This is a genomic window from Pseudoduganella ginsengisoli, assembly GCF_009720865.1.
GTDB classification, from domain to species: Bacteria; Pseudomonadota; Gammaproteobacteria; order Burkholderiales; family Burkholderiaceae_D; genus Rugamonas; species Rugamonas ginsengisoli.
In genome coordinates this window covers 116,580-132,807 of the sequence record NZ_WNLA01000013.1, presented here as the reverse complement: position 1 = coordinate 132,807, position 16,228 = coordinate 116,580, and the positions used below count along the sequence as shown (strand labels likewise).

The window sequence follows — 16,228 nt, the reverse complement described above, 5'->3', positions numbered from 1 at the left end:
CTATGCGCGCATTCCGTCGCAGTTCGATGTTATTCATGCTGGTGCTGGCCGCTTGCGGCGGCGACCAGTCCACGCCGGCCAGCAAGCAAGGAGGGGCGCCCAGGGCCATGCAAGGGGCGCCGGTACGGCAGGGCGACGCGCCCGCCTTTATCACCTTCAGCGGCAATGCCAGCCAATATACTGTCGTAGCCAATGCCAGCGGTTTTGCCGTCACCGACATCGTGACGGGCCAGTCCACGCAAGTAGCGGCCGGCTCCCGGCTGCGCTTTGCCGACAGCGCCATTGCATTGGATATCCAGGGCAATGCCGCCCTGGTGTACCGGATCTACCAGGCTGCATTCAACCGCAAACCAGACTTGCCCGGCCTGGGATTCTGGATCGCCCAAATGGATAACGGTGTCGCGCAGCGCGACGTGGCTGCCAACTTTATTACGAGCGAGGAATTCGCGTTACGGTATGGCGCCAACCCTACCAACCTCGACTATGTCACCAAGCTGTATAACAATATTCTGCAGCGCGCACCGGAAAAGGCCGGGCTGGATTACTGGCTCGATGTGCTGAACCGTGGCGCCACCAACCGGGTAGACGTGCTGGGGTACTTCAGCGAAAGCGAAGAAAACAAGGGACTGGTGGCGCCCGCCATTGCGAATGGGATTGAATATCTGCCCTGGGGCAGCAGTCTGCCATCGAAACCCGTGGCGGATTATGTGGCGCAATACAACGGCAGCCTGAGCGGCGGCGATACCGGCAACCTCACCATCATCGTCAACAGCAGCGGTGTGGTGCAGGCTGGCGGCCACATCAATGGCCCGAACGTGGATGTGGGCGGCTCGGCGCAGCTGGCGGCCAGCGGGCGCTTTGAAATGGATTATGGCGGCAATGGCCAGGCATTGACCTTGAAGGGGTCGATCAACGCGGCGACCGGCGTGGCGACCGGCACGTGGGCCAATGCGGCAGCCAAGACCAGCGGCGTGTTCGTCGCGTCGAAACCGGTACCGCAGCAACCGAAACTGTTCCCGCAAGTGCAAGCCATCATCACGCAGCGCTGCGTCGGATGCCATTCGGCGCACACGACTTTCCCCGGCTATAACACGGCGCAGGCCGGCATCAGCTTTGATACGGAAGCGCAAATCCGCGCCCAGGCTGCGCTGATCAAATCGGAAGCCGTGGATACGCAACGCATGCCATTCGGGAATGCCACCGGCATGACGCAGGCGGAGCGTAATACGCTGGCGGCATGGTTTGCCGCGGGGACGCCGCAATGATGGCGCGCCGCGTGGTACAGGGCGCCATGGCTGCATTGATTGCCGCGCTTGCGCCTGTGGCCATGGCTGCACCGGCGGCAGGCGCTGCTGCGCCTGCATTTGATTTGCCTGGCGATACAGGCCGCATCAGCCTCGACGCCTACAAGGGCAAAGTCGTGTACGTGGATTTCTGGGCATCGTGGTGTGGGCCATGCCGCAAGTCGTTCCCGTGGATGAACAGCTTGCAGCAGCGCTATGGCGGCCAAGGCTTGCAGGTCGTGGCCATCAATGTCGATGCCAGGCGCGGCGATGCGGCGGATTTCCTCGCCAAAGTCCCTGCGGCGTTTGCCATCGCGTATGATCAGGCTGGCGCGACGCCCCGCGCCTACGGTATCAAGGGCATGCCCAGCAGCGCACTGGTGGGCCGCGACGGCAAGCTGTTATGGCTGCACGCGGGATTCAATGAAGCCGATGAAGCTGCGCTGGATGCGCAAATCAAGGCGGCACTGCAACTTCAATAGGAGTACGGATGTATAACACTGGAAAAGCCGCGCTGGCGGCAGGAATCATCGCGGTGCTGCTGTCCGGCTGCGGCGCGGCGGAGTTCGTCAAGCCCGTGGCGCCATGGGAAAAAGGCATGCTGGCGCAACCGAACATGCGTTTTGAGCGCGACCGCAATGAAGCCCGCTATGCGGCCCACATGTATGACAGCCGCGAAGCGGCCAGCGGTGCTGGCAGCGTGGGTGGCGGCGGCTGCGGGTGCAATTGAACCATGGCGCAAACGACTACTCCCGCCCAGGCGCTGATGCTGGCCGCGCTGGCGCTGCCCGGCTTGCAAGCTGCAGCCGAAACGATACCCGACGCAGCATCGATCAGCGTCGATTACCTGCACTATCAAGACAGCCAGCCCGGCATGGACCGGATCACTGTGCGTTCGCCGTCTGTCACGGTGGCGCTGCCCGTCGCGGGCCAGTGGCTGCTGGAAGCCGGCGTCGTGGGCGACCATTTGTCCGGCGCCACGCCGCGCTACCATACATCGGTTTCCGGCGCCTCGCGCATGAGCGACGAGCGTACTGGCGCCGATGTGCGCGTGACGCGCTATGTGGGCCGCGCTACCGTCAGCGCGGGCGCGGCGTATTCCGGTGAAAACGATTACCACTCCCGGGCGCTGTCGCTGTCCGGCACCTTGGCCACGGAAGACCGCAATACGACAGGCGGCTTCGCCATCGGCGTCAGCAACGATGTGATTTCGCCAGTCACGAAGACCGTGGTGGGCGAGCGGCGCCACACGTTTGAATGGATGGCCACCGTGGAGCAGGTGCTGACGCAGCGCGATGTGCTGAAGGCGGATTTGTCGCACAGCCGGGGGCGCGGATATTTTTCAGATCCCTACAAATTCGTCGATAACCGGCCCCGCGAGCGCGATAGTACTAGTGTGCTGCTGCGCTGGAACCACGCGTTCAACGATGGCTCAGCGCTGCGCAGCAGCTACCGCTGGTACACGGACACGTTCGGCATCCGCGCCCATACACTGGGTGCGGAATGGGAAAAGCCGCTGGCCGGCGGCTGGGCTGTCACGCCTGCCGTGCGGCTGTACACGCAATCGAAAGCGGACTTTTATTTCGACCCCGTGTATGACAGTAATTTCGGCGCGCCATTCCCGCCCGGCTATGTGTTTGGCACGACGGCGCTGATGTCGGCAGACCAGCGGATGGCGGCGTTTGGCGCGGCCACCGTGGGCTTGAAAGTCGCATATGGCTTCAGCGATGGCTGGAGCGTGCACGTGAAAACCGAGCGCTACCGGCAGACCGCCGGCTTGCGGTGGGGCGGCAGCGGCAGTCCCGGCCTGTCCCGCTTCGATGCGCAAACGTGGCAAGTGGGCTTGAGCAAGCAATGGCGCTAGCGCAGGCAATGTACACGGTGGATTTCCGCGCCATGGCCAGTCCATGCCAGGTGCTGCTGCCAGCCGCCAGCGAGGAACAGGCGCGCGCACTGGCGCAGCACGCGATCGATGAAGTGCACCGCATCGAAGTCAAATATTCGCGCTACCGGGCCGACAGTGTGGTTACCGCCATCAATAGCGCGGCGGGCGGCGATGCGGTGGTGGTCGACGATGAAACCGCGTCGCTGCTGCACTATGCGGGGCAATTGCATATGCTGAGCGGCGGCTTGTTTGACATCACGACTGGCGTATTGCGCAAGGCGTGGGATTTCAAGCAGGCGCGCATGCCGGCGCCGGGCCAGCTGGAATCCCTGCTGGCGCTGACGGGCTGGCAACTGGTGGAGCGCCAGCGCGCCGCTGGCGTCCATACCGTGCGGCTGCCACAAGCAGGCATGGAACTGGACTTCGGCGGCTTCGGCAAGGAATATGCGGCCGACCGCGCGGCCTCGGCATTGCTGGAGCAGGGCGTGCGGCACGGGTATGTGAACCTGGGCGGCGACTTCCACGTGCTGGGGCCGCAGCTTGACGGCACGCCGTGGCGCATTGCCATCCAGGATCCGCGCCACGCCGACGGCACGGTGGCCGCGATCGACGTGGCGGGCGGCGCGCTGTGCACGTCGGGCGACTACGAGCGCTATTTTGACCATGAAGGCAAGCGTTATTGCCACATCCTCGACCCGCGCACGGGCTGGCCCGCCACGGCGTGGCGCTCCGTCAGCGTGCTGGCGCCGTTGACTGCGGCGGCGGGCGCGTGCGCCACCATCGCCATGCTGAAGGGGGAAGATGCACTGGCGTTCCTGGCATCGATGGAAGTCGCTTACCTGGCTGTCGATGCGGCAGGGCAAGTGCACAGCCATGCTACTTGCTGATACAAATCCACGCTTCCGTCCATCGGGCGGGCCATGCGATGATCACCGGATGTGCCGCCGGCAGGCGCGGCGGCCTTCACCACAAGGACGACATCATGGCCCTCATCACCAAGACGCTGCCGGCGTTCGCCTGCGCACTGGCAGTCAACGCAGCCTGCGCTGCCGCTCCCGCCACGGCGCCCAACGTGGCGGCGCACCAGCCGCAAATCGATAAAATCGTCAGCGAAATTTCACCGCAGCGTATCGAAGCCACCATCCGCAGGCTGGTGGGTTTCCATACGCGCCACACGATGTCTGACACCGAGTCGGACACCGTGGGCATCGGCGCCGCGCGGCGCTGGATCAAGAGTGAATTTGAAAAATGCAATGCCGCCAATGGCGGCCGTTTACAAGTGGCGTTCGACAGCCACGTCGCGCCGGTATCGCGCCGTATCAGCCGCCCGACGGAAATTGTGAACGTGGTGGCAACGCTGCCGGGCACGCAGCCTGCCAGTGCGGACCGCATCTATGTGGTCAGCGGCCACTATGATTCCCGCAACACGGACGTCATGGATGAAAAAGGTTATGCGCCGGGCGCCAATGACGATGCGTCCGGTACGGCGGCCGTGATGGAAATGGCGTGCGTGATGTCGAAGTACAAATTCGACGCCACCATCGTATTCATGACGGTGGCGGCGGAAGAGCAGGGCTTGCTGGGTTCTGCACACTGGGCGGAACAGGCGAAGCAAAAGAATATGAACATTGCCGGCATGTTCACCAACGACATCATTGGCAGTTCGCGCGATGAACACGGCAAGGCTGATGACAGGCAAGTGCGCCTGTTCGCGGAAGGCATCCCGGTCGAGAAAGACATGAGCGACGCCGTGCGTTCGCTGATTTTAACGGGCGGTGAAAACGACACGATTTCCCGCCAGCTGGCGCGCCACGTGAAAGAGCAGGGCGAGCGCTATGTCAAAGGGTTCAAGGTCAGTGTGATCCAGCGCCGCGACCGCTACTTGCGGGGCGGCGACCATATGCCCTTCCTGGAACGGGGCTATGCGGCGCTGCGCTTTACGGAACCCGCCGAAGACTTCAATCACCAGCACCAGAACGTGCGTACGGAAAATGGCGTGACGATAGGCGACCTGCCTGAGTACAACGATTACAGCTACATCGCGAAAGTCGCCCGCGTCAATGCCGCGGCGCTGGCCACGCTGGCGCTGGCCCCGGCCTCGCCGCAAAAGGTGCAGATGCGGACGGCGCAGCTGGAAAACGATTCGTCCCTCGTGTGGCAGGCAAACAGTGAGCCAGACCTGGCCGGCTACCGCGTCGTATGGCGCGAGACGACGGCGGCGGACTGGCAGGGTTCGAAGTGGGTGGGCAATGTGACGGAAGCGAAGATTCCGCTGTCGAAGGATAATTATTTCTTTGGCGTGCAAGCTGTCGATAAAGATGGCAATGCCAGTCCGGCGACGTATCCCATGCCGTTGAAGTAACTCAGTACTCCGCGAATAGAGCCAGCCGTTGATTCGTCATTCCCGCGCACGCGGGAATCCATAGGCCGCTCGCGGGGCCGCCGAGGCATGCGCGAGGATGACGAGACGTGCAGCGCTTGTAGCTAGCGGTCGCGCGGCAAGTTCGCCAGGAACGCATGAATCTGCGCCACCACCGCCGCGCCTTCCCCGACGGCTGCCGCCACCCGCTTGGTGGAATTGGCCCGTACGTCGCCAATGGCAAAGACGCCCGGCACGGAAGTTTCCAGCGCAGCGCGCGCCGGCAAGTCGGGCGGATATACGCCGCTGTCAAAATTGGCGCGGCACTGCGACTTCGTCACGTCAAAGCCCGTGCGGATAAAGCCCTTGTCATCGACATCGACGCCGCAGTCATGCAGCCAGCCGGTATTCGGATCGGCGCCGATGAACAGGAACACGTGCCGCACCGGATATTTGCACTCTTCGCCGCTTTCACTGCAGCGTATCGTGACGTGCTGCAGCCCGTCTTCATCATCGCCCTCCAGCGACAGGATTTCACTGTGCGTATGCAGTTCGATATTCGGCGTCGCGGCGATGCGCTCGATCAGGTAGCTCGACATGGTGGCAGCCAGTCCAGGTCCCCGTACCAGCATGTGCACCTTGGCGGCATGGCCGGACAAGAATACAGCGGCCTGCCCTGCGGAATTGCCGCCGCCGACCAGCACGACTTCTTCCGTCTTGCACAGCTTCGCTTCGATCGGCGATGCCCAGTAATACACGCCCCTTCCTTCAAACTGCTTCAAGTTCGGCAAATTCGGGCGGCGGTAGCGCGCGCCGCATGACAGCACGACAGTCTTGGCCTGCAAGCGCTGCAGGCTGCCGCACATTTCCACTTGCAGCGGATACGTATTGCAAATCAGCCGTCCGGCCGGTGCGGGAATGGCAATCTCCACACCGAATTTTTGCGATTGCACGAACGCGCGTCCGGCCAGGGCGCCGCCGGAAATCCCGGTCGGGAACCCCAGGTAATTTTCAATCCGCGCCGACGCGGCGGCCTGCCCGCCAAAGGCGCGGGTTTCCAGCGCCAGCACGGACAAGCCTTCGGAGGCCGCATACACGGCCGTCGCCAGTCCGGCCGGACCCGCGCCGACGACGATGACGTCCCACACTTTGTCGGAAGACAGTTCCGGCAGCATGCCAAGGCAGCGGCCCAGTTCCACATTGGTCGGGTTTTTTTTCACGCTGCCATCGGGGCACACCACCAGCGGCAGTTCTTCGGGGCGGGGATGATAGTGTTCGCACAGCGCGGCTGCCTGCTTGTCCACTTTCGGATCCAGCACCGTATGCGGGTAGCCATTGGACGACAGCCAGCTTTGCAAATTGTGCAGGCACGAATTGCCGGGCGGGCCCACCAGCACCGGGCCGCCGGAATTCACCTCCAGCAGCCCCACACGGCGCAGTATCAACGCACGCACGATGCGCTCGCCCAGTTCCGCTTCCGCGATCACCAGCGCGCGCAATTGTTCGGGCGGGATCACCAGCACTTCCACGTCACCCACGGCATCGCCATTGACGAGGGAAGGGCGCCCCGACAACTGCCCCACTTCCGCGCCGAATTCGCCGGGGCCATGTTCGACGATGGGCGACGTATTGCCCAGGCCATCGTAGCGGCTGATGGCGACCTTGCCCTTCAAGACCAGCAGCATGCCGAAACTCGTGCGGCCCGCTTCATACAGCCGTTCGCCGTCACGGAAGTGGCGCACGGCGCCAAAGCGGTGCAGGCGGCGGATTTCGTGTTCGTTCAACTTGGGGAACATCTGGTGCCGGCGCGACGCCAGGCTGCCGAGGGACGCGGCGACGGGATCGAGGGAAGACTGTTCGGGTGTGAAATCTGCGCTGTCGGTGGCCATGGGAATTCCGTGTCGGGAGGGGGGAACGTCGTTCACATTTCAAGCACAGTCTAGCGTATTTACATGGTCAAAGTCCTAATTTCCCGGCTCGCTGCTACAATCAACCGTTACCTTTTCTCCAACACGCATCCATGTCCGCAGCAAGCAGGCCGCATCCTTCGATCCGCCCCGTCATTCCCGATGAATTGCCGGAGTTTTTCCGCTATCTGAACGACCATTTGAAAGACAATGGCTTGCACGGCGCCCCGCTGTTCCAGCCGCTGCCGCGCGAACGTTCTTCATTCCCGCAAGATAAGGAAGCGGCTTTCACGCGCGGCATGCGCACGCCGGTGGGCGACGCGGGCTGGCGCCGCGCGTGGGTGGCGCAGGGAACGGACGGCATCCTGGGCCACATTGATTTACGCGCCCGCCCGGAAAACGGCGCCGCGCACCGTGCGCTGCTGGGCATGGGCGTGCACCGGCTGGCGCGCCGGCAGGGGCTGGGCGGCGTGCTGATGGCGTCGGCACTGGCATGGGCGCGCAGCGCCACCTTGCTGGAATGGATCGACCTGGAAGTGCTGAGCGTGAACGAACCGGCGTTGGCCCTGTACCGCAAGGCCGGCTTCCGCCAGACCGGAGAAATTGCCGACATGTTCCGTATCGATGGCGAACAATTGTCGTACACGCTGATGTCGCTGAAACTGGCCAGATAGCCGCCATGCAGGGCGATCCGGGCATACTTGGCCGTCTCGGATTACAATGGCCGTTTTGCATATAAACGACAAGAACACGATGGCTTACAAGACTATTGCCGATACGATCGGCAACACGCCGCTGGTTCAACTGGTGCGCATTCCCGGAGCGGATGCGGCTGCCCGCGGCAACATCATCCTCGGCAAGCTCGAAGGCAATAATCCAGCCGGTTCCGTCAAGGACCGTGCCGCGATGTCGATGCTGCGCCGCGCGGAAGAGCGGGGCGACATCAAGCCGGGCGACACGCTGATTGAAGCGACATCCGGCAACACGGGAATTGCACTGGCCATGGCCGCTGCCATCCGCGGCTACAAAATGCTGTTGCTGATGCCGGAAAACCAGAGCGAAGAACGGCGCCAGGCGATGGCTGCGTATGGCGCGCAGATCATGCTGACGCCTAAGACCGGCGGCATGGAATATGCGCGCGACCTGGCAGAGCAAATGCAAAAGGATGGCAAAGGCATCATCCTCGACCAGTTTGCCAATGGCGACAATCCGCGCGCCCACGTGGAAGGCACGGGCCCGGAAATCTGGCGCGATACGGAAGGCAAAATTACGCACTTCGTCAGCGCCATGGGCACCACCGGCACCATCATGGGCGTGTCGCAATACCTGAAATCGCAAAACGACAAGATCCGCATCATTGGCGCGCAGCCGGAAGAAGGCTCGCAAATCGCCGGTATCCGCAAATGGCCGGATGCGTACCTGCCGAAGATTTACGACAAGGCGCGGGTGGATCAAATTGAATATGTGACGCAGGCAGCTGCGGAGCGCATGGCGCGCCGTCTGGCGGCGGAAGAAGGCATCTTCTGCGGGATTTCGGCAGCAGGCGCCTGTGAAATAGCACTGCGGATATCGCAGACCGTGGAAAATGCCACGATCGTATTCGTCGTGTGCGACCGCGGTGACCGCTATCTGTCGACGGGGGTGTTCCCAGCCTGAAGCTGGAAAGCGCATTCCCTCCCCGCGTGGGGAGGGATGCCGGGTGAAATCAGCCCTGGTTTTGCGAACCGCCGCCTTCGCCTTCTTTTGGCTTGAACTGCTTGTCGCTGATGCGGAACTTGTTACGGCGGTCGCCCATCAGGTAGCGCAGGTCACGGATCGACAGGTCGCTGACTTCGTGCATGCGGATCAGCAGCGATGCGCCGACCGGCAGGCGGTGGTGGCGAATTTTACTGATGACCGGTGGCGCCACTTCCAATGCGCGCGACAGGGCGGCATCGTTTTTCAGGCGCAGGTTCTCGATCAGCGTGTCGAGCAGGCGATTCGGGTTGTACTGCAGCAGATCATCGCCTTCCGAATCGTTGTTCATATCAATTCCGACTTGGTTTGTCATGATTCGTCTGTTCCTTCTGTAAAGTTGGTCCTGCAAAGTTGAAACACTCGGAGCCTGCGGCCATGTTCCTCCTTACTTGGGAACGTTTACACACGGACGGAATTCCGAAATAACAAGTTTCATAATATATACACAATTGTACAACATCAAGCAAATCCATACTCACGAGCAACTAACATTGTTGTTGTCTGACTGCAACAATGTGTGAGAATTGGTGTGGCATGCGCGTGGTAGCATGCCTGCGCAGATCCCGCATCCGCGTTTTGTCTTTTGGACAAAGTTGAGTATACGGCAAAAAGCGTTGTCATTGCCACACGATACGAAACATATCGTGTTTCCAAGTATCAACTATACAATAGCTGCCGTCGAGCAAGATTTCAAGCCAATTTACGCAACCTTACATGCATGCAACTTTGTGACACAAGCCAGTCACATCGATGCGCCCCGCGCCGCTTTAATGGCGCGCCCCAGTTCCACCACGGACATGGCATAGAAATAACTGCGGTTGTATTGCGTAATGGCATAGAAGTTATTCGTTGCCAGCCAGAATTCCGTCGCGTCAGCGCCGTTTTGCAAATCCACCAGGCCAAACAACATGCCCGGCGGTAAAGAGGAAGTGGAGACGATGCCGTCTGCCATCAAGTCCTGCTGGCGGAATTTGGCTTCCAGGCCCTGGTTGATGTAGCGCGTCCATTGGCCGCTGGACGATACGGTGGCGGGATATGCCAGGGGACCGGTGTCGTCGCGGCGCCAGCCGTGCGCCACGAGGAAAGCCGCAACGCTGCCGATGGCGTCAATGGCCGAGCTGCGCAAGTCGATCTTGCCGTCGCCGTCAAAATCCACTGCATATTTCATGATGTTGCTAGGCATGAATTGCGGCAAGCCAACAGCGCCTGCATACGAACCTTGCAGCGAGAATGGATCGATGCCGGCCTGGCGCGCATACACCAAGGTACTTTCCAGTTCCTGGCGGAAGAATTCCATGCGGCTGGCCCGCTGCGGCGCCAGCGGGTAGGCAAAGGCCAACGTGGTCAACGCATCCATGACGCGGAAGCGGCCTGTATTGGCGCCATAAATTGTTTCCACACCGATAATGCTGACAATGATATCGGCCGGCACGCCATACAGCGCTTCGGCGCGCGCCAGCGCATCGCGGTTGTCATTCCAGAACCGCACACCGCCATTGATACGGCTCGGCTCGATAAACAATTGCTTGTACGCCTGCCAGTTTTTCGGCTTGCCCGGCGGCGCGGGTTTCATCAATTGCACGGCCGCATCCACGTAGCGCGTCTTGGCAATCGTGGCTTCCAGTTCCGCCCGGTCAAAGCCCTGGCGTACGGACAAGTCATCGAGGAATTGTTTGACTTCTTTCCACTGGCCGAAATTGACGAACTCGCCGTCGTAATCTATCGGGGCTTTTTTCGGCGCAGCCGGCGTCTTGGTCTTCTTCTTCGATGCCTTGGCTTTGGCCGTCTTGGCCGGCTTGTCCGAAGCCGCTTGCGAAACGGAAGGCAGTGCCAGGCCGGACAATGCCAGCGCCAGCAGGCAGGAAGAGGTGCAAGTACGCAGTTTCATCAGTTCTTTAGCTCATTCAGTAATGCGTTCAGCCTGTCAGCGGACGCGGGATGCTTGACGTCAGGCGGCCCATATTTGAGCTTGCCATACAATTCCAGAAAGTTGCGCATGGCAGCTTTCTTTGTTTCCGGTAATTCCAAATCCTGCAAGCGCAGCGCATAGCTGTGCGGTCCTTCATCCAGCCGGCGCTCCCATCCTTTCCTGGCCATCATGCGGCAAAACGCCGCGTAGGCCGCTTCGACGGGATCTGGTACCACACGCCGCCGCAAGTTGCGCATCAACAGCACCAGCGCGGCAATGGCCGCCACACCGGCTGCGCCGCGCCAGTTGAACAAGCCGAAGCTCAATTCTTCAAGGAAACTACGCTGCCTGTCGGGATTGTAATCGAGGACCCATTGGTTCCACGCATTATTCAATGCATTGATGCTAAAACGGAGCTGCGACAGCCACGAATCGGGGTTGTTGCGCAACCCGGCCAGGCCATCGAGGCCGAAGGGCGCATTTTGCGGCAGGCTGCGCGCCAGGTTATGTTCGACCCGTTCCGGCGCCACGGCGGCCGTGGGATCGATACGCACCCAGCCCCGCTGCGGCAGCCACACTTCGGCCCATGCATGGGCGTCGGATTGGCGCACAGTCAGGTAGCCGTCCACCGGATTCATTTCGCCGCCCTGGTAGCCATTGACGACGCGGGCCGGGATGCCCATGGCCCGCATCAGCACGGTGAACGCGGCGGCGTAATGTTCGCAAAAGCCCGCGCGGGTAGTGAACAGGAAGTCATCGACGGTATGGCGGCCCAGCGGGGGCGGCTCCAGCGTATAGCGGAATGGTTCGCGGCGGAACATGGCCAGCACGGCGTCAATGGCGGCGGCCGGATCGCCGGGACGGCGCAGCGCTTGCGCCAGTTCCAGCGTGCGCGGGTTGTAATCCTGCGGCAAGCGCAGCCACCTGGCCATGCGTTCCGGCGGCAAACTGGCTTGCCACTGGTGGTTGACCCAGGCGGTGGCGCTATAGCGCACCCGTTCATACATGGGCGAACGGGCGGTCAGTTCCAGTTCATCGCTGGCCACGATGCCGCCCGGCACGTGCACGTCGGGCGCCGTCAATTCCAGGCTGAACAGCCAGCGCTTGCCGGCTGGCTCCAGCGTGATGTCATGGCGCAGCGGTTCGCCCTGCACGGTGATGGTCAAGTCTTGCAGGTTTTCGCCATACGCATACAGCGGGCGGCTGCTGCGCGTCCACGTTTTGCCATCGAAATCCGACAGCACGATGCCGCGCCAGTACAGTTTGGACTGGGGCGGCGGCGGGCCGAAAAAGCGCACGCGGAACACGACTTCTTCCGACAGCGCCAGGCTCGCCACGGAACCGGGCGACATGGTGTCGGACATGCCGCTCTTGCCGCTGCGCGCATCGCCGGGCAAGCCCCACAACGGTCCCTGGAAGCGGGGGAAGGCGATGAACAGGAACACAGCCAGCGGCGACGCAATCATGAAAATGCGCCCTGTGTCACGCAGCCTGCGGCGCAAGGGCGGCACGGCGCCGGTGTACTGGAATGTCATCAGGGTGGTCAGCAACACGACGACGCTGCCCGCCATCAAGATTGCCATCCAGATTGCCTGCGTGTAGAAGAAGGTTGTCAGCAGCATGAAAAAGCTGAGGAAAATCACGACAAACAAGTCGCGCCGCGCATGCATTTCCAGCAGCTTGAAGGCCAGCAGCAGGGCCAGCATGGCGACGCCCGCATCGCGCCCCAGCAACGTGCGGTAGCTGGCGTACACGCCGGCCATGGCGGCCACGGAGACAGGCAAGAGCAGCCACAGCGGCGGCATGCGTTTGCCGCGCCACGTGATGGCGGCCCGCCACGCCAGCGTGCCCAGCACGACGGCCGTGGTCCACAGCGGCAAATGGCCCATGTGCGGCGCCAGCACCAGCAAGGCTGCCGCCAGCAACAGCAGCGTATCGGCTTTATCGCGCGGCAGTTCGCGCAGCTGTTTGGGCTTGATAGCGGGCTTCACGGCGCATCCTCGCCATACAATGCCAGCGCTTGCAGGCACGCTGCGCGGTGCGCGTCGCCCAGGCCGGGACCCAGTTCGCGCCCGCCCACGCGCAGCGCATAGGGCAGGGCCCGCGCTTCGGCTTCCAATACCCAGCGCGTCAGCCGCGCCAGCCGCATTTCCACGTCGAGGCTGGGCGGCAGGGCAGCGAAGTCCAGCAGGATGTCGGCGACGGCGCCCCCTTCGAAATGCTTGGTGACCAGTTGTCCGCCGATGGAGGGATCGACGCGTGCAATGTGGCGCCACGCCAGCTGGCGCATGGGGTCGCCCGGCTGGTAGCTGCGGATGCCGGCAAAATTATCGAGACCGACGGTGCCGTGGCCATCTTCGCTGGCGGCGCCGCTCATGGGCAGCGGCGGCGCGTCGGTTTCCGGCGCCGGATAGACCAGCACCCGTAAATCCGGCTGCCAATAGCTCCATGACCGGAACAGGCCCAGCGGAAAACGCGTCATGAGCCGCACGCGGGGCGCCGCCAGCCAGCCCCGTCCTTCCGTTGCGGCCGATAATGTCACCTTGGCGCTGGCCGCTGACGGCACGTCGACGGCGTGGCGGGGCTCGCCGTCATGCAAGAAACCCAGCAAAATCGCATAGCGGTCGCGCATCGTATCGTTATGCACGTGCAATTCAAATTGCGCTTCCTGGCCGGAAAATACTGGCTGCGCGCGGCCCGGCACGAGGCGCAGCATGGCCAGGTTTTTCGCCGTCATGACCATGTCCGCCACCGCGCATGCCGCCGTGAAAAACGTCAGCGCAAAGCCCAGGCCCAGCGTGTAATTGATGGAGCCGATCAGCATCACCAGCAGCAAGCCGGAAAACGCCAGCCCGGGGCGCGTCGGCACGATAAACACGCGCCGCATGACCAGCACCACGTGGCCCGGTTCCTTTTCCTTCAACTGGAACAGCATGGAATTGATCATGCGGCGCAGCGGCGCAGCCACTGGATCGGCCAGGCGATGCAGCGGCCCCAGCCAGCGGTCCAGTTTCCTGCGCGCGGCGGCCGGCATCGATTACACCGGGACGGATTGCTGCAACTGCAGCACCAGGTCCCGGCTGGCCAGCGCCACGCCATGCGCTGCCTTCAGGGGGCGCAGCCGGTGTGCGCAGACGGGCACCAGCACGGCTTGCACATCTTCCGGCAGCACGTGGTCGCGCCCCTCCAGCGCAGCCCATGCGCGCGCCGCCTGCAGCAGGGCCAGCGCCGCCCGGGGGCTCAAGCCTTCCGCAAAGGCGCCGTTCTGGCGCGACGCCTGCGCCAGCGCCTGCACATACGTGGCCAGCGCGGGCGACACGTGGATATCGCGCAGGCTGCGCTGCGCTGCCGCCAGTTCGGCCGGCGTCATGGCGGCCGGCAAAGATTTTAAGAGCGTGCGCCGGTCGTCGCCCAGCAGCAGCGCCCGTTCGGCCGCCGGATCGGGGTAGCCCAGCGACAGGCACATGAGGAAGCGGTCCAGCTGGGATTCCGGCAGGGGGAAGGTGCCGACCTGGTGGGTCGGATTTTGCGTGGCAATGACAAAAAACGGTTCCGGCAGCGGACGCGTGACGCCATCGGCCGTCACTTGCCGCTCTTCCATGGCTTCCAGCAGGCCGGACTGGGTTTTCGGCGTGGCCCGGTTGATTTCATCAGCCAGCAGCACTTGCGTGAAAATGGGGCCAGGGTGGAACACAAAGCCGTTCTTTTCCCGCTCATAGATGGAGATGCCGGCCACATCGGCCGGCAGCAAGTCGCTGGTGAACTGGATGCGGTTGAAGTGCAGGCCCAGGGAAATCGACAGCGCATGCGCCAGCGTGGTTTTGCCCACGCCGGGCACGTCTTCCACCAGCAAGTGGCCGCCCGCCAGCAGGCAAGTCAGCGCTTGCCGCACTTGCGTGTCCTTGCCGACGATAATCTCGCAAACCTGGCGTGCAACTGCATGCAGTTTTGTGTACATGGGTTTATTATCCGGTGAGGAGATGCATCAACATTATTCACTAAACACGATGACTACTGCAATCTATAGCCACCCCGAGTGCCTGTTGCACGAAATGGGGGGATGGCATCCGGAATCGCCTGCGCGCCTTCAGGCGATCCAGGACCAGCTCATCAATTCGCGCCTCGACAGCCTGGTGGAGCAGCGCGAAGCGCCGCTGGCCGACGTGGCGGACATCGCCCGCAACCATACGGCCAATGCGATTGCCATCGTGCGCGACAATATTCCACCCGTGGGTGAGCATTACCCGATCGATGGCGATACGTCGCTTAACGCCCACAGCTGGCGGGCCGCGCTGCGCGCCGCCGGCGCTGCCGTGGCGGCCACCGATGCCGTCATCGATGGCGCCATCGCCAACGCCTTTTGCTCGGTACGCCCGCCGGGCCACCATGCGCGTCCGTCGGAACCGATGGGCTTCTGCCTGTTCAACAATGTGGCCATCGCGGCCAAGCATGCATTGGATGTGCGGGGGCTGCAGCGCGTGGCGATCGTGGATTTCGACGTCCACCACGGCAATGGCACGGAAGAAGCGCTGCTCGATGAGCCCCGCGCGCTGATGGTGAGTTTTTACCAGCACCCGTTTTACCCGTACACGCCGCCCCGTCCGGAAACGCCGAACCGCGTCAACGTACCGGTGCCGGCCCGTTCCGGCGGCGACGTCGTGCGCCAGCTGGTCATCGATAAATGGCTGCCTGCGCTGCAAGCGTTCCAGCCTGAAATGATCTTTATATCGGCTGGTTTCGATGCCCACCGCGAAGATGATCTGGGCGGCATGAGCCTGGTGGAAGCGGATTATGCGTGGATGACGGAACAAGTGATGGCCGTGGCAAAACGCTATGCGAAGGGGCGCATTGTCAGTTGCCTGGAAGGCGGCTACAACCTGTCCGCGCTGGGGCGCAGCGTCGCGGCCCATGTGAAAGCGTTGGCGGAATTGTAGGCGTCCTCTGGCCCGCGGAATAGGAGAAATGTATGGCGATTCAGCTGGACCATTTTATTATCCCTTGCCGCGACCAGGTGGCGGCGGCAAAGCAATTGGCGGAATTACTGGGCGTGCCGTGGGCGCCCAGCGCGCTGGGGTGTTCGGCCCCGTGGACCGGCAAATCAACACCATGCTGGGCGGGCGCATGGTGTATTGGAATGTGCCGGAGGGA

The 16,228-nt window shown here is 62.6% G+C and carries 15 protein-coding genes; 9 read left to right on the top strand and 6 right to left on the bottom strand.

The features are described 5' to 3' along the window. The first annotated feature begins 2 nt into the window (after positions 1-2). From GM668_RS18675 to GM668_RS18650, 6 genes are all read left to right on the top strand, one after another. Positions 3-1,265 (top strand): DUF4214 domain-containing protein, encoded by a 1,263-nt coding sequence (locus GM668_RS18675; RefSeq protein WP_155440463.1) that lies wholly within the window; start codon positions 3-5, stop codon positions 1,263-1,265. Continuing rightward, positions 1,262-1,765, top strand: a complete 504-nt coding sequence (locus tag GM668_RS18670) for a TlpA family protein disulfide reductase (RefSeq protein WP_229499530.1) — start codon at positions 1,262-1,264, stop codon at positions 1,763-1,765. Before GM668_RS18675 ends, GM668_RS18670 begins: the two co-directional genes overlap by 4 nt. Positions 1,766-1,773: 8 nt before the next feature. Further along, positions 1,774-2,013 (top strand): DUF4266 domain-containing protein, encoded by a 240-nt coding sequence (locus tag GM668_RS18665; RefSeq protein ID WP_155440462.1) that lies wholly within the window; start codon positions 1,774-1,776, stop codon positions 2,011-2,013. Between the two features lie 3 nt (positions 2,014-2,016). Then, on the top strand, positions 2,017-3,147 hold the full coding sequence (locus GM668_RS18660; RefSeq protein WP_229499528.1) for a DUF3570 domain-containing protein: 1,131 nt from the start codon (positions 2,017-2,019) through the stop codon (positions 3,145-3,147). Then, entirely contained in the window at positions 3,138-4,055 is a 918-nt protein-coding gene (locus GM668_RS18655; protein ID WP_211923417.1) for an FAD:protein FMN transferase, read from the top strand. Before GM668_RS18660 ends, GM668_RS18655 begins: the two co-directional genes overlap by 10 nt. A 95-nt stretch (positions 4,056-4,150) precedes the next feature. Next, on the top strand, positions 4,151-5,530 hold the full coding sequence (locus GM668_RS18650; RefSeq protein WP_155440461.1) for a M20/M25/M40 family metallo-hydrolase: 1,380 nt from the start codon (positions 4,151-4,153) through the stop codon (positions 5,528-5,530). A gap of 122 nt (positions 5,531-5,652) precedes the next feature. Here the strand turns inward: GM668_RS18650 and GM668_RS18645 are convergent, their stop codons facing one another. Next, entirely contained in the window at positions 5,653-7,416 is a 1,764-nt protein-coding gene (locus GM668_RS18645; RefSeq protein WP_155440460.1) for an FAD-dependent oxidoreductase, read from the bottom strand. Between the two features lie 131 nt (positions 7,417-7,547). On the opposite strand from GM668_RS18645, the gene GM668_RS18640 reads away from it, so the two are divergent. Both GM668_RS18640 and cysM read left to right on the top strand, forming a co-directional pair. Next, a complete protein-coding gene (locus tag GM668_RS18640; RefSeq protein WP_155440459.1) occupies positions 7,548-8,108 on the top strand; it encodes a GNAT family N-acetyltransferase in 561 nt (186 codons plus the stop codon). 79 nt (positions 8,109-8,187) lie between these two features. Then, the gene (gene cysM / locus GM668_RS18635) at positions 8,188-9,090 is read left to right on the top strand and encodes a cysteine synthase CysM (protein WP_155440458.1); all 903 of its coding nucleotides are present in this window, start codon (positions 8,188-8,190) and stop codon (positions 9,088-9,090) included. A 49-nt stretch (positions 9,091-9,139) separates the two neighbouring features. On the opposite strand, the gene GM668_RS18630 is transcribed toward cysM, so the two are convergent. The 5 genes from GM668_RS18630 to GM668_RS18610 form a co-directional block, all read right to left on the bottom strand. Further along, a complete protein-coding gene (locus GM668_RS18630; protein ID WP_229499526.1) occupies positions 9,140-9,460 on the bottom strand; it encodes a hypothetical protein in 321 nt (106 codons plus the stop codon). A 453-nt stretch (positions 9,461-9,913) separates the two neighbouring features. Then, positions 9,914-11,059: a lytic murein transglycosylase B gene (mltB, locus tag GM668_RS18625; protein ID WP_155440456.1), complete on the bottom strand. Its 1,146-nt coding sequence runs from the start codon at positions 11,057-11,059 to the stop codon at positions 9,914-9,916. Beyond that, positions 11,059-13,071 carry a transglutaminase TgpA family protein gene (locus GM668_RS18620; RefSeq protein WP_170305702.1) on the bottom strand — a complete coding sequence of 671 codons (2,013 nt, stop codon included), beginning with the start codon at positions 13,069-13,071 and terminating at the stop codon, positions 11,059-11,061. Before GM668_RS18620 ends, mltB begins: the two co-directional genes overlap by 1 nt. Further along, positions 13,068-14,027, bottom strand: coding sequence for a DUF58 domain-containing protein (locus GM668_RS18615; RefSeq protein ID WP_155440534.1), 960 nt, complete (start codon positions 14,025-14,027; stop codon positions 13,068-13,070). Before GM668_RS18615 ends, GM668_RS18620 begins: the two co-directional genes overlap by 4 nt. 90 nt (positions 14,028-14,117) lie before the next feature. Further along, positions 14,118-15,038, bottom strand: a complete 921-nt coding sequence (locus GM668_RS18610; RefSeq protein WP_155440455.1) for an AAA family ATPase — start codon at positions 15,036-15,038, stop codon at positions 14,118-14,120. Between the two features lie 49 nt (positions 15,039-15,087). Here GM668_RS18610 and GM668_RS18605 point away from each other — a divergent pair, with 49 nt between their 5' ends. Then, positions 15,088-16,014 carry a histone deacetylase family protein gene (locus tag GM668_RS18605; protein ID WP_155440454.1) on the top strand — a complete coding sequence of 309 codons (927 nt, stop codon included), beginning with the start codon at positions 15,088-15,090 and terminating at the stop codon, positions 16,012-16,014. Positions 16,015-16,228 lie beyond the last annotated feature (214 nt).